Here is a 12,723-nt window from a genome sequence, read left to right as displayed (position 1 = left end):
CGCGGGAGTTCTGTCAGTGCCGTGTGCGATGATCCCCCGCATGGACGGAAGCACGGTTCTGCAGACAGCAGCCGAATGCGAGAGATTCCTGCGTTCAGCAGCCGACCGGAGCTGGGCGGAAACCCCCATTCCCGGAATGGACTGGACCGCCGCACAGGCCGTGGCTCACGTGAGCGACTGCCTGCTGTGGTATGCCGCTGATCTTGCCGCTGGGAAGCAAGAGCTCAGCACGACGGAGATCCATGTCCGTCCTGAGTCGAAGCCGGACGACCTCATCACCACGATGACCACATACGCCACGATCCTCGCGCGGGTCATCGACGCGACTGCGCCCGGGACTCGCGGGTGGCATCCCTGGGGTCTCGCCGACGCGTCCGGTTTCGCCGCGATGGCCTGCGACGAGATGCTCGTGCACACCGCCGACGTCGGCTCTGGGGTCGGCCAGGGCTTCCTCCCTGCCGAGAAGCTCGCGGCGGCCACCGTGCGTCGCTTGTTTCCGTGGGCGCCGGCGGACACGGACCCGTGGGAGACGTTGTTGTGGGCCAACGGCCGCGCCGACCTCCCCGGTCAAGAGCGGCAGGTGGGGTGGAGATGGCACTGCGCCCCACTGACCGAATGGAAGGGCACCAACCCCAGGCGCCGAGTGACTCACTAGGCACCCGTCGCTGGATCTCCAGCACCTACATGGGCGTCTGGTGGAGGAGGACGACACGCCAGCCATCCGGGGTCCGGCGGTAGACCGTCGAGGCGTACCACGAGGACGTCTCGTCGCCGGTCGTGCTCGTCAGTTTGTAGGCGACCACGGCTCCGGCGTCGCCGAGCGGTTTGACCACGACGTCGTGCGCCTGGTTACGCCGGTCCGGATTTCCGCTTCCTTTGGCATACATGTCGAGAACCTGCTGCTTGGACACGATGCCGTAATTTCCCATGGCGACGAAGTCATCGGCGCAGTATTCCGCGAAAAAGCCCTCGTCGAAGGCCGCGTCGGCGTCCAGCATGCGCTGCTCGATTTCCGCCAGCGTCTTTTCGGTGTCGCTCATGCCGTCCCACTCCTTGGTGAAGGTGCGGTCCAGGCTGCCAGCCGTACCTGACACCTCCCGACAGGTACGGCCGACGACAGCTCTCGTTCAGCGAGGTTTTGGTGCTGAGCCGGTCCTGGCGACCGGCTCAGCACAGATCATCCCCCGGCTATGAGCGGAGCGAGGGCGCGAGCGAGCCGCCCCAGGGGAGCCCGTCCGTCGGCCACAACTCGGCCTGCCGCTTGAGCGTGTTCTCGACCCTGCCGCCCACGGGGCAGCGGAAGCCGTGCGGGGGCACGGTCAGCGAGATCAGGTAGTTGTCGATCGGCACCGTGCTGCACTCGTCCTTGCCGTAAATGCGGTGGCCCCAGCCTTCGTAGGTGAGGAGCACCGCCTTGGAGCCGAGCTGGCGGCCCACGTTGGCGGACCAGATCCACGGGGTGGAGGGGTCGTGGATCGAGTTTCCCAGCAGGATTGGAGCACTGCCCGTGTAGCGCAGCGTGTGCTGCGGGTTGGTGGTGGGGTGGTTGAGGCAGACGGGCAGGTCCTCGATCGGCATCGGGTTGAACCGCATGTCGGGTGCCAGGCGACCGGAGTTTCGCATGATCTCGGCGTACTCGTCATAGTTGCGCACCCGGAGGTTGTAGTCCTCGCAGAGAATCACGGTCGGCAGCTGGGCGACTTCTCCAGTCACGGGCTGGCGTCCGGGCAGCGGCGGCATCCACGACGGCGGCTCGCCACCGTCCAGGGCGCGAAGCATCTCGCTCAGCAGCTGCCAGGCGGGCCCCTCGGTGCCCAGCACGCCGTTCCACAGGACCTGCAGCTCGGTCATCGGGCGATCCGTGACGCCCGGCCAGTAGAGCTCGCCCTTCTGCGCCTTGTCCAGCAGCCTCTTCCACACCGCCCGGACGTCCTGCCCGTGCAGGGCGCAGCCGGGCTCCTGGTCGCACCAGCCGACGAACTGGTCGAAGGCGTCCTCGACGGCGAGCGCCTCGGTGTAGAGGAACGCCTTGACGCCGAGGCTGTGGTCCATGTTGCTGTCCAGGGCCAGCGCGCGGATCCGGTTGGGGAACAGCTCGGCGTACATCTGCCCGAGCAGGGTGCCGTACGAGACCCCGTAGAAGGTCAGCTTCTCTTCGCCGAGCGCGGCGCGCAGGGCGTCCATGTCACGCGCGACGTTGACCGAGTCGACGTGGTCGTACAGGGGGCCGGTGCGGGCCCGGCAATCGGCGTGCAGCCTCTTGTTGTAGGCGGTCCACTTGTCGAAGTCGGCCTGGCTCTTCATGACGGCGTACGGCATCTCGTTGTACACCGACGCCGAGCAGATCACCGGGTTACTGCGGCCCACGCCCCGGGGATCGAAACCGACGATGTCGAACCGCTTCTGGATCTCCTCGGTGAAGAATCCGGGGGAGCTGTAGGCGAACTCCACACCCGATCCGCCCGGGCCACCCGCGCCGAGCACCAGAGACCCGATCCGGGCGGCGGGATCGGTGGCCTTGCGCCGGGCGACGGCCACGTCGACGGTGGGCCCGTCCGGCTTGGACCAGTCGATCGGGACGGTCAGTGTGCCGCACTCGGCGGCGGGCTCCTCTTCGCAGGGCTGCCATGCGATGCCGCCACTCCCGCTGACCGCCGAGACACCGTTCTCAGCGGCCGCCGCGGCCGGCAAGACGGGTAACAGCACCGCCATCGCCATGAAAGCGGTGGCGAGCAGGGAAGATCTTCTTCGCACGTTGCTCCAATCGTTTGGTCGGTCAGCCGGCCCGCTCACGCGGCACGCGGCCGATCTTCGATCATTCCCGGTCGGCGCCGCGCGCGGAGAAGAAATGGAAATTTCCTTCACAGCGACCGGGATCAGCGCATTTCAGAAGATTTGTGCCGTTCTGGGGCCTGTCGCCTATCGGTCATCCTTCGTCGCACCCGCAGCTACGTCTGATGACCAGAGGGGCATGCGCGACGAGCGAACAGGATGCATGGCCGAACAGCAGGTCGATGGCCTGCTCTGCCATGGCCTGCAGCGGCTGGCGGGTGACTGTCAGCGCCGGGGCGGTGTGGGCGCTCTCAGGGGTTCCGTCCAGGCTGATCATGGCGATCCGGTCGGGGACGGGAAGGTCGCATGCCCACGCCCCTGACAGGACCCCGGTTGCCTGCTCATCGGTGGCGGTGATCAGAGCCTGTGGCATGGCGCCTTGGCCTGCGAGGCGGCGGGCCAGGGCGTCCGCTGCTGCCCGTGAGTAGTCACAACGCAGTAGGACGGCATCAGGATCGTCGGCGACGGCCGCGTGCCATGCAGCCCGCCGCGCCCCCACCGGTCCTGTGTCGTGTGGGCCGGCCAGGAAGGCGATGTGCCGGTGCCCGTGCGCGCGTAGGTGCGCGACCGCTTCCTGGACGGCATTCTGGTTGTCGGCCGCTACGACAGGTGCGCGCCCGCCGGTCGGGCCGTTGTGGACGTAGACGGCGGGTACGCCCGCCGCTTCGGCGCGGGCCGCCACGTCGTCCTCCCCGTCCGCGGAGACGATCACCAGAGCGTCGACCTGGGCGGCGAGGAAGCGATCGACGAGGTGCCGCTGCCGGTCGGCGGAGTAGTCAGCGTTGCCGACCAGTGTGAGTCGATCGCGCTTGTCGAGCGCCTGCTCGATATGCCTGGCCAGAGCGCCGAAGTAGGGATTGGACGCGTCAGCCACGACCAGGCCGACCACCCCTGTGGTGCGTGAGCGCAATGCGCGCGCGATGCGGTTGGGGCGATAGCCGAGCTCGGCTGCGGCGGCCAGGACGCGTTCTCGGGTCGCGGCGGCGACAGGACGAGGACCGTTGTTGATCACATAGCTGACCACTGCCGTGGAGGTCCCCGCTCTACGGGCCACATCGGCCAGCGTGATCGGCTTATCTGCGCGATTCGTCATGGCGGTTTACATTCTCTCATCTAATCGATTAGATATGGTGGCGATTCTAAACGTTTAGATCCGGAGGAGACCGTGCCGTCACTTCCCTTGATCATCGATACCGACACCGGCTCCGACGACGCGGTGGCGCTCCTGCTCGCGGCCGCCAGCGGTCTGGGCGACGTCCGTGCCGTCACCACAGTGGCGGGCAACGTACCTGTGGCTACGGGCACTCGCAACGCGCTCATCTCACTGCAAATAGCTGGATGTGTCGACGTCCCCGTCCATCCCGGGTGCGAACGCCCGATGACGCGCGCGCCGTCCACCGCCCAGCAGGTGCACGGCCACGACGGGATGGGCGACGTCGGTCTGCCCGAGCCGCTGCGAGCCGCCGAGCCGCAGCACGCGGTCGACGTCTTGCTGTCCTACCCGCGATGGCACCCAGGAGAGCTGACGCTGGTCACTCTGGGCCCACTCACCAACATCGCCGCCGCCCTGCTGCGTGATCGCGATCTGCTTACCCGGTACCGGCATGTGTACTGCATGGCCGGTGCCGCAGACATGCGCGGCAACATCTCGGCCACCGCCGAGTTCAACGTCTGGGCCGACCCCGAGGCCGCTCGGGTAGTACTGCAGGCCGCCACACCGGACAAGGTCACCTGGATCGGCTGGGACGTCTCCCGAACGGACGCGGTCATGACGCCCGCAGACCAGCTCCGCCTGGGGCGGCTCGGCACGCCCATGGCCACCTTCGCGCACCGCATCAACCGGACTGTCAACGATTGGGCCCGCGACGTCACCGGCCTGCCCGGATACGATCTCCCCGATCCCGTCACCATGGCGGTGGCGCTGCGGCCCGAGCTGGCCATCGAGCGGGAGCAGGTCCATGTGGACATCGCCCTCGGTGAGGAGACTCGCGGCCAGCTGATCATAGATCGCCGCCGATCGGCTCCCGTACCCAACCTGACGCTCGTCCGACGGGTCAGCAGCACCGGCTTCAAGCAGTTGCTCTTCGACACGTGCGCCCGAACCCCGGGCCAGGCGTCAGCACCCGACCCTCACCCAGAAGGACACCGATGATGTCCGACGCTGCTCCCGCACTCATGCCGCGTTACGAACTGCACTGCCATCTCGACGGGTCGGTGCGCCCCAGCACGGTGGCCGATCTGGCACGCCTTCAGGGCCTCACTTTGAACGGCCCCGTCGAGCGGCTGGTCACGGCGCCCGTCGATTGCGGCAGCCTGACCCGGTTCCTCACTTACATCGACGTGCCACTACAGGTCCTGCAGACCCCCGACGCTCTCCGCAGGGCAGCCCGCGAGCTGGTCGAAGACTGGAGTGCCGACGATGTGGTCTACGGCGAAGTCCGGTTCGCCCCGCAATTGCATGGCCGACGCGGCATGAGTCAGGACGAGGCAGTCGAGGCCGTCTCCGAGGGCCTGGCAGCAGGCCGGGAAGCCACCCGCGTACGTACCGGGCTGCTGCTGTGCTGCCTGCGGCACCAGACAGCACAGGAGAGCCTCGCCGTCGCTGAGACGGCGCTGCGGCACCGCGACAAGGTGGCCGGGCTCGACCTGGCCGGAGACGAACGGCTTCACAGCGCCGCGCCACACCGAGCCGCCTTCGACCTCGCCCACACGGCAGGGCTCCCTTGTACCGTTCACGCCGGCGAGGCCGCAGGCCCCGACAGCATGTGGGAGGCGATCGAGGTGCTCGGCGCTCGCCGGATCGGCCACGGCGTCCGCTGCATCAGCGACAACGCGCTGCTCGAACGGCTGCAGCGCGACAGAATCGTCCTGGAGATGTGCCCGACCAGCAACATACAGACCGGCGCAGTCCCCAGCCTGGCGGCGCATCCCGCTGCCAGGCTCCTGACAAGCGGGCTAGCGGTCACCATCAACACCGACACGCGCACCACCTCAGCAACCACGCTGACCAAGGAGTTCAGCAGCCTGCGAGAGGCGACCGGATGGACGGCCGAACAGGAAGCACTCGTGCAGGCTCACGCGGCCGGCGCAGCCTTTGCCAGCGGACCGGCTGCTCAGGTTCGCCCCCGCCAGGCCGGCTCCGACGCCAGCGCCAGCAGGCGTCAGCCGTGTCGCTGAGTTTTGGCACCGCCCCAGTGGTCGCACATGATCAACGTGTGTCCACCGCCTATCAGCCTCCGGAACTTGAGAGATACGTCTTCTTCGACGTCGACGGCACATTGATCGATGCCCTGGACAATCAGCGTCGCGTCTGGAGAACGTGGGCGGCGCGGCATGGTCTGGACCCCGACGAGGTCTACCGCGTGGCGCTTCGGACCCGGCCAGTGGAGACCTTCGCCGCTGTCACACCGGACCGGGACCCTCACACCTGCCTGGCGTTGCTCCATGAGCTGGAGGACGAGGACGTGCGATCCGGCGTCTACACCGCCTTTGACGGAGCATCGCAGCTGCTACACAGCCTACCGCCGGGCTCGTGGGCGCTGGTGACCTCGAACTACGCTCATCGAGTCCGCGGGCGTTTCCTCCGCACCCGGTTGCCGATACCGGAGGTGATCGTAGACGCGGCCGCAGTAGAACAGGGCAAACCATCACCCGCCCCCTACCTGCTGGCCGCCGAGCGGTTCGGTGTCACACCGGAACACTGCCTTGTCGTTGAGGACGCTCCTTCCGGCGTGCAGGCCGGGCTGCGGGCGGGGATGACCGTGTGGAACGTCAACACGCCTGTTAGCGCCGACGGAGCGCACCGTCACTTCAAAAGCCTGCGCGACGCGGTAAGCGACATCCTGGCATTCGTGTCCGGTGGATAGACCTCGACGGTGGCGAGCGTACCGAGATGGAGGTGACACCAAGACCCCGCAAATCGCGGCGCACGCTGGAAAGATGGAGGCGCCGCGATCGACGCTGCCGTCAGCGCGGGCCGGGTGGCCGAACACCAGGTGCCGCCACGGGCCGGTCACCACCTGCGGGTGGATGCGCGGGTTCTTGACGTTCCGCCGCGCCTCGCTGGCCAGCTGCTGGCCCAGCGCGGTCATCCCAGTGACGGTGGCCACCGCGACCCGGACCTGCTCGCGCGGGATGCGCGCCGGTGCTGGTCGCGCAGCAGATCCCGTACCAACTCCGCGGTGATCTCGATCTCGGCGTGAGTCATGCGGATCAACAGTAGCCGGATGGCGGCCCGCCCGTTTTCTCCCCGGTTCAGGCTTTCAGACCAGGAGGCCCAGGGTTTCGGGCGCTTCCCAGGCGGTCAGCTGCCGCTCAGGGATGGTTTCCCGGTGCGCGAGGGCTCGTCACTCAGATCAAGCTTGATGACGATCTCCGTGAGCGCTTTGGCAAGCGTGCGTTCGAGCGTGGTCATGATGGGATCCTGGCCGGTCGTCGGGTGGGTGCTCGGGTCTGCGGGTCAGCGTCGGCCAAAGCCAAATCGGTGGGCGATGCGCGCCATGAGCTGAGACATCTTGGAAGGAAACGCGTCAGGCTCGGGAACGGTGACGGGGCGGACGCGACCGTTGTGAATGGCGACGATCTTCCAGCCGGCTTCCGTCCGCACCACGACGATGGTCTGCCGCGACAGCCGCCGCTTGGGGAGCGCGGAGCGCCACGGCATCAGGACGGAGGCCGTGCCGTAGACGATCGCCACGTCCGGCGTGAGGTAGCGGACCGACTCCAGGTCACCGACCAGCGCCGAGCCGGCCAGGACGCCGCGGAAGAGCTTGTCGTGGTTGTGCTGGTGCTCCCGGCGGCCGCGGGCGATGGTGCCGTCGTAGGAGACGTAGTCGGAGTCGTCGGTGAACAGCGCGCCGAACGCCTCGGCGTCACCCGCCGTCCAGGCCGCCAGGAAGTCGCCAAAGAGCCTTTCGATCTGAGCGGTGTCGCCGGTTCGCGTGCCGGCGGTGGATCCGGTGAGGGTGGCTGAGCGCATGATGGTGCCTCCGCAGATGGTATCGTCGTTTCGACCAACGAAATATACGATACCAGAAAGATTCGAATGTCGAAACGTGCCGTCATTGGAGAGATCGCCATGGAGCTCCGGCAGCTGCAACAGAGCTTCGACGCCTTCGACGAGGCGGCCGCCGCCCGGCTCGGCCTCAACCGCACCGACCTGCGCTGCCTCGACGGGGTGCTGGCCGACGGCCCGGTGACGGCGGGCCAGATCAGCGTCGCACTGAAGCTCAGCCCAGCCGCCACCACCACGGTCATCGACCGGCTGGAACGCGCAGGCATGGTGGTCCGTTCACCCGATCCGGCCAACCGCCGCCGCGTCCTGGTCGCCGCGACCGACGCCGCCCGCTCGGCCGAGGCCGAGATCTTCGTCCCGGTCGGCCAGGCGGGCGCCCAGGCGCTGCAGGAGTACGGGCCGGACGAACTGGCCACCATCCTCGATTTCCTGCGTACTGCCCGCAGAGTCCAAGAGGAGCAAGCCGCCCGCGTCAGGGCCTTGCCCTGAGCTGGGACCGCGTCATGACGAGGGGGCGGCGGGGTCGAACGGGCTTGGCAGATCACCATCTGTGTGACGGAGAACAGGTGTGGTGCGTCCGGAGACTTTGTCAACGCTGCCACGACACAAAGGCTGCCCTGGTCAGCCCGCTGCAGGCTCGGCGAGCCGGGCCTCCAGATCGGCGATCATCTGGCTCAGCAGGCTGGTGTTCTCCTGCCGGACCGCCTGCGGGCCGACCTTTGTCGATGCCGGCGACCTTGGTGATGCACTCGTCGGCGGCCTGGGCCATGGTGGCGAACTCCTTGCGGGCGATCGAGTGCGGGTTGCCGGCCTCGAAGGTGGTGGCGCGGTGCATGTCCTTGACCGAGGTCATCGCCGCTCGCGCGGCGGACATGGCGTCGCGGGCGCTGAACTCGTCGCCGTGCCCGGAGCGCATGTAGCGGGTGACAAAGACCCGGCGCCGGGCACGGTCGGCCGAGGGCATGAACCTTTCCAGGCGGTCGCCCCGGTTGGCCGCGATCACGCGGACGACCCGGACGGCCCGCCGCAGCCGGTGACCGTTCGGCATCTTGACGCCGGATCACAGCAGCCCGCCGTTCTCCTCCAGGAACACCGCCAGCGCGGCGTCGTTCAGCGCGGAGCCGGTGGCCAGGTCCCGGACGGCTGCGATGGCCGCCTCGGCGCCGTCGCAGAGCTCGGCGATGGCCTCGGCGCGGTCGGCGATGAACCGGATCTGCTGCTTGTGCAGCAGCGGCAGCGCCCGCGAGGCGGCCATGCGGATCTCGGCCATGGCGTTGAAGACGTCCATGGACGCCTCGGCCTCGGACCCGTCACGGGCCGCGCGGGCTTGGGCGGCCAGCGGCTCCCGCTCCCCTTGTCACTGATTCGACACATTTCTAATTTGACATCCTTCTAAGTCGTCAGGCATCCTGCCTACGAAGCTGCTTAGACAGATTTCAAAACAGCGCGGCCTGGTCCGCGCGAATCCACGAGGAGATGCGTCATGAGCGGATGCTGCGGTCCTACCGCCGTCGGGCTTGAGCCGAGCACGCAGGCCGCGCGGCCGAGTGAGCTGCCGGTCGTGGTGATCGGCGCCGGCCCGATCGGGCTGGCGGCGGCCGCCCAGCTGGCCGAACGAAACCTGGACTTCCTGGTGCTGGAAGCAGGCGAGCAGGCAGGCGCCTCCGTCGCCAAATGGGGACATGTGCGGGTGTTCAGCCCGTGGAAGTACAACATCGACTCCGCCGCCCGCCGCCTCCTGGAGGCCGAGGGCTGGAGCGCGCCCGATGCCGACTGGCTGCCCACCGGCGCCGAGCTCATCGACGACTACCTCGCGCCGCTGGCCAAGCTGTTCGGCGACAAGGTACGGCTGGGCGCGAAAGTGACGGCGATCAGCCGGCTCGGCTACGACCGGGTCCGCACCAACGGCCGCGAGCAGGCACCCTTCGTCATCCGCCTCGCCGACGGCCAGGAGCTGCAGGCCCGGGCCGTCATCGATGCTTCGGGCACCTACGAAAACCCGAACGTGCTGGGCGCCGGCGGCCTGCCCGCCCACGGCGAGACCGAGGCCGGCGACCTGGTCGACCACGCACTGCCCGACGTGCTCGGCGCCGACCGCGAACGCTACGAGGGCGAGCGCGTGCTGGTCGTCGGCGCAGGCCACTCGGCGGCCACCACCCTGCTCGCGCTGGCCCAACTGGAGCACACCCCGATCACGTGGGCCATCCGCGCGAGCCACGCCGACCGCACCTACGGCGGCGGCGAGGCCGATGCTCTGCCGGCCCGCGGCGCGCTCGGCACCCGCCTGCACGCCCTCGTCACCTCCGGTCGCATCACCCTGCTGACCGGCTTCTTCACCCACCGCGTCAACGCCGCCCCCGACGGCGTGGAAGTGGTCAGCCGCGACCCGTCCGGGGCGGAGCAGTCGATCACCGTGGATCGGATCATCAGCGCCACCGGCTATCGGCCCGACCACTCCATCGCCGGCGAACTGCGGCTCGACCTCGACCCCATCCTCGGCTCCACCCGCGCACTGGCCCCGCTGATCGACCCCAACCAGCACTCCTGCGGCACCGTCCCCGCCCACGGCGTGGACGAGCTGGCCCACCCCGAGCCCGGCTACTACGCCATCGGCGTCAAGAGCTACGGCCGCGCGCCGACCTTCCTGATGGCCACCGGCTACGAGCAGGCCCGCTCGATCGTGGCCGCGCTGGCCGGGGACTGGGAGGCGGCCCGACAGGTCCAGCTCGACCTGCCCGAGACCGGCGTGTGCTCCTCCAGCCTGGCCGAGGCTCAGGACCAGCGCGTCGGCCTGGCCACCGGCATCAGCGGCGGCCTGCTGTCCACCCCGCTGCCGCTCGCCACCGTCTCCGCCTCCAGCGGTGGCGGCTGCTGCGGCTGAACCCAGGGGACCGCTGTTCGCGGCAGCCGCGTTCGCTCTGGTCGTCTACCGGCGGCTATCATTTAGACAACTGTCGAAGCAGGAGGTGCCGTCGTGACCGCCACCGCAGGAGTGTGCTGCTCTCCGATCGCGCGCGAGCCGCTGTCGGAGACCGACGCCGCCGAGCTCGCCGCGCTACTGAAGGCTGTCGCCGACCCCGTACGGCTCCGCCTGCTGTCCATGATCGGCTCCCACCCGGGCGGGGAGGCGTGCGTCTGCGACCTGACCGACGCCTTCGACCTCACCGCCCCCACCATCAGCCACCACCTGAAAGTCCTGCGTACATCCGGGCTGATCGGCAGTGAGCGCCGTGGCACCTGGGTCTACTACTGGATCATCCCGCGGCAGGTCGCCCGGCTCGGCGAGCTGTTCACCCCGCTCGCCGAACCCGCCGTCACCGTTTGAGGCGTCCAGGCGCTATGCCTGGCCGGCCCGGCCGCCTCGTCAGGCGGTGATGGCCTGAGCGACGAGCAGACCGGCCAGGCCGGCCACGAGCCCGGCCACGATGCCGGCAATGATGTTGGCCAGCGCATAGAAGCGGGTGCCCTCCTGGGCCAGGCGCAACGTCTCGTAGCTGAAGGTGGAGTAGGTGGTCAGTGCGCCACAAAAGCCGGTGCCGAGAGTGGCGGACAAGGCCGGCCCGGCGGGCATGCCTGCCAGCAGTCCCAGCGCGAACGAGCCCGCCAGGTTGACCGCGAGGGTGCCCCAGGGAAACACCGAGTCGTGCCGGGATTGCACCAGGCGATCAGCCAGATAGCGCAGCGGAGCCCCGATCGCGGCGCCGAGAGCCACCAGCAGCACCGTCATCGGCGTCCCCCCTGTCCGGCCGGACGGCCCACGTAGCGGATCACCTCAACCTCATCGAGTATGACCAGGCCCTCGCTGATCAGCTCGTCCAACTGGGGGAGGAAGCTGCGGATCTTGTCGGCCGCGTCGACGATGACGACGGCCACCGGCAGGTCCTCCGACAGGGACAGGATGCGGGTGGTGTGAATGTGGTTGGAGGCGCCGTAGCCTTCCATGCCGCGAAACACGCTCGCGCCGGCCAGCCCGGCGGAGTGCGCGCGATGGACGATCTCGTGGTAGAGCGGCTTGTGGTGCCAGGTGTCGGTGTCGCCCACGAAGACGGTCAGCCGCAGTGCGGGTCCGTGGAGTTTCACCGCTGCCTCCTTTGTTCGCGCCGACGCCGGGCGATCGCCAAGACTTGAGCAGTCATCGCCGTGCCCGCCCAGACCGCCAGCAGGGCGGCGACCAGCGTGGCGAGCAGGTAGGCCAGGGCCACCCCGGGCGCACCGGCGCGCATCGCCTGATGGATGTCGATGATGTAGGTGGAGAAGGTGGTGTAACCGCCCAGGACGCCCACACCCCAGAACGGGCGCAGCAGCCGCCCTGTCCGCATCTCATTGACCAGCACCATGAGGACGCCGATCAGCAGGCAGCCCGACACGTTGATCAGGAACGTCGACCATGGGAATCCCGTTGGGGCGTGCGGCAGCGCAAGGGTGACGCCGTAGCGCGCCAGCGCACCCAGCACACCGCCGGCGGAGATGGCCGCCAGCACCGGCCACGCACTGGGCCGGATCTCGGCTCGCACGCCCACATCGGAATCAATGGGGGCAACACGATCTTGCATACGACCTCCCTACCAGAACGACAGGCATCACCTCTGGTAGGGACCGTTGGCGGCACGCTGACCGCGGTTTCCCCGGTTGATCCGGGGGCGGCGGGCCCCACCGCCGCGAACCTTGCCTTCACTGTACCGGTGTTGTCGCGGCAGCACGGAGCGCCTTCCCGAGGGCATTGCCGACGACCCTTTGACGTGCTCCTCCCCATGAATGACCCCGTTGCGGATCTCTGAAACTGTCACTCTCGGTCAGCATCGGTGCGGGAGAGTGTTCAGGAGTCCGAAGTCTTCGAGGGTGGTGGTCTGGTGTCGCTGGATCCGCAGAGCCTTCAT

General features: G+C 68.5%; 16 protein-coding genes. 7 read left to right on the top strand and 9 right to left on the bottom strand.

All coding sequences use genetic code 11. The features are described 5' to 3' along the window. Nucleotides 1–28: 28 nt before the first annotated feature. Nucleotides 29–655 (top strand): maleylpyruvate isomerase N-terminal domain-containing protein, encoded by a 627-nt coding sequence (locus ACTWQA_RS51025; RefSeq protein WP_443166085.1) that lies wholly within the window; start codon nt 29–31, stop codon nt 653–655. Nucleotides 656–680: 25 nt separating this feature from the next. On the opposite strand, the gene ACTWQA_RS51020 is transcribed toward ACTWQA_RS51025, so the two are convergent. The 3 genes from ACTWQA_RS51020 to ACTWQA_RS51010 all read right to left on the bottom strand — a co-directional run bounded on the left by ACTWQA_RS51020 (nt 681) and on the right by ACTWQA_RS51010 (nt 3,925). After that, nucleotides 681–1,040, bottom strand: a complete 360-nt coding sequence (locus ACTWQA_RS51020; protein WP_443166061.1) for a nuclear transport factor 2 family protein — start codon at nt 1,038–1,040, stop codon at nt 681–683. 148 nt (nt 1,041–1,188) lie between these two features. Next, the gene (locus ACTWQA_RS51015; protein ID WP_443166060.1) at nt 1,189–2,754 is read right to left on the bottom strand and encodes an alpha/beta fold hydrolase; all 1,566 of its coding nucleotides are present in this window, start codon (nt 2,752–2,754) and stop codon (nt 1,189–1,191) included. Nucleotides 2,755–2,926: 172 nt separating this feature from the next. Next, the gene (locus ACTWQA_RS51010; RefSeq protein WP_443166059.1) at nt 2,927–3,925 is read right to left on the bottom strand and encodes a LacI family DNA-binding transcriptional regulator; all 999 of its coding nucleotides are present in this window, start codon (nt 3,923–3,925) and stop codon (nt 2,927–2,929) included. Nucleotides 3,926–3,997: 72 nt separating this feature from the next. Between ACTWQA_RS51010 and ACTWQA_RS51005 the strand changes: the two genes are divergently transcribed. The 3 genes from ACTWQA_RS51005 to ACTWQA_RS50995 are packed head-to-tail and all read left to right on the top strand — an operon-like array spanning nt 3,998 to nt 6,698. Continuing rightward, nucleotides 3,998–4,984, top strand: a complete 987-nt coding sequence (locus tag ACTWQA_RS51005; RefSeq protein WP_443166058.1) for a nucleoside hydrolase — start codon at nt 3,998–4,000, stop codon at nt 4,982–4,984. Continuing rightward, a complete protein-coding gene (add, locus tag ACTWQA_RS51000) occupies nt 4,981–6,009 on the top strand; it encodes an adenosine deaminase (RefSeq protein WP_443166057.1) in 1,029 nt (342 codons plus the stop codon). Before ACTWQA_RS51005 ends, add begins: the two co-directional genes overlap by 4 nt. Before the next feature lie 38 nt (nt 6,010–6,047). Beyond that, the gene (locus ACTWQA_RS50995) at nt 6,048–6,698 is read left to right on the top strand and encodes an HAD family hydrolase (protein ID WP_443166056.1); all 651 of its coding nucleotides are present in this window, start codon (nt 6,048–6,050) and stop codon (nt 6,696–6,698) included. Nucleotides 6,699–7,291: 593 nt separating this feature from the next. Here ACTWQA_RS50995 and ACTWQA_RS50990 read toward each other — a convergent pair. Beyond that, nucleotides 7,292–7,810: an SgcJ/EcaC family oxidoreductase gene (locus ACTWQA_RS50990; RefSeq protein ID WP_443166055.1), complete on the bottom strand. Its 519-nt coding sequence runs from the start codon at nt 7,808–7,810 to the stop codon at nt 7,292–7,294. A gap of 66 nt (nt 7,811–7,876) precedes the next feature. Between ACTWQA_RS50990 and ACTWQA_RS50985 the strand changes: the two genes are divergently transcribed. Next, nucleotides 7,877–8,335: a MarR family winged helix-turn-helix transcriptional regulator gene (locus ACTWQA_RS50985; RefSeq protein ID WP_443166054.1), complete on the top strand. Its 459-nt coding sequence runs from the start codon at nt 7,877–7,879 to the stop codon at nt 8,333–8,335. A gap of 100 nt (nt 8,336–8,435) precedes the next feature. Here ACTWQA_RS50985 and ACTWQA_RS50980 read toward each other — a convergent pair whose 3' ends face one another. Further along, nucleotides 8,436–8,894: a hypothetical protein gene (locus tag ACTWQA_RS50980; RefSeq protein WP_443166053.1), complete on the bottom strand. Its 459-nt coding sequence runs from the start codon at nt 8,892–8,894 to the stop codon at nt 8,436–8,438. A 12-nt stretch (nt 8,895–8,906) separates the two neighbouring features. Further along, entirely contained in the window at nt 8,907–9,134 is a 228-nt protein-coding gene (locus tag ACTWQA_RS50975; protein ID WP_443166052.1) for a hypothetical protein, read from the bottom strand. A gap of 195 nt (nt 9,135–9,329) precedes the next feature. On the opposite strand from ACTWQA_RS50975, the gene ACTWQA_RS50970 reads away from it, so the two are divergent. After that, nucleotides 9,330–10,727, top strand: coding sequence for an FAD-dependent oxidoreductase (locus tag ACTWQA_RS50970; protein WP_443166051.1), 1,398 nt, complete (start codon nt 9,330–9,332; stop codon nt 10,725–10,727). A gap of 93 nt (nt 10,728–10,820) precedes the next feature. Beyond that, the gene (locus ACTWQA_RS50965; RefSeq protein WP_443166050.1) at nt 10,821–11,171 is read left to right on the top strand and encodes an ArsR/SmtB family transcription factor; all 351 of its coding nucleotides are present in this window, start codon (nt 10,821–10,823) and stop codon (nt 11,169–11,171) included. 39 nt (nt 11,172–11,210) lie between these two features. Here ACTWQA_RS50965 and crcB read toward each other — a convergent pair whose 3' ends face one another. The 3 genes from crcB to ACTWQA_RS50950 are packed head-to-tail and all read right to left on the bottom strand — an operon-like array spanning nt 11,211 to nt 12,399. Beyond that, nucleotides 11,211–11,573 (bottom strand): fluoride efflux transporter CrcB, encoded by a 363-nt coding sequence (gene crcB / locus ACTWQA_RS50960; protein WP_443166049.1) that lies wholly within the window; start codon nt 11,571–11,573, stop codon nt 11,211–11,213. Continuing rightward, the gene (locus tag ACTWQA_RS50955; RefSeq protein WP_443166048.1) at nt 11,570–11,926 is read right to left on the bottom strand and encodes a DUF190 domain-containing protein; all 357 of its coding nucleotides are present in this window, start codon (nt 11,924–11,926) and stop codon (nt 11,570–11,572) included. Before ACTWQA_RS50955 ends, crcB begins: the two co-directional genes overlap by 4 nt. After that, nucleotides 11,923–12,399, bottom strand: coding sequence for a FluC/FEX family fluoride channel (locus tag ACTWQA_RS50950; protein WP_443166047.1), 477 nt, complete (start codon nt 12,397–12,399; stop codon nt 11,923–11,925). The genes ACTWQA_RS50955 and ACTWQA_RS50950 overlap by 4 nt, the downstream gene beginning before the upstream one ends. Nucleotides 12,400–12,723: the final 324 nt, after the last annotated feature.

Origin of the sequence: Nonomuraea sp. 10N515B, from assembly GCF_052245915.1 — a bacterium.
Classification (GTDB): domain Bacteria; phylum Actinomycetota; class Actinomycetes; order Streptosporangiales; family Streptosporangiaceae; genus Nonomuraea.
Note: the sequence above shows the minus strand (reverse complement) of the source record. Positions and strands in the feature narration are given on the sequence as shown.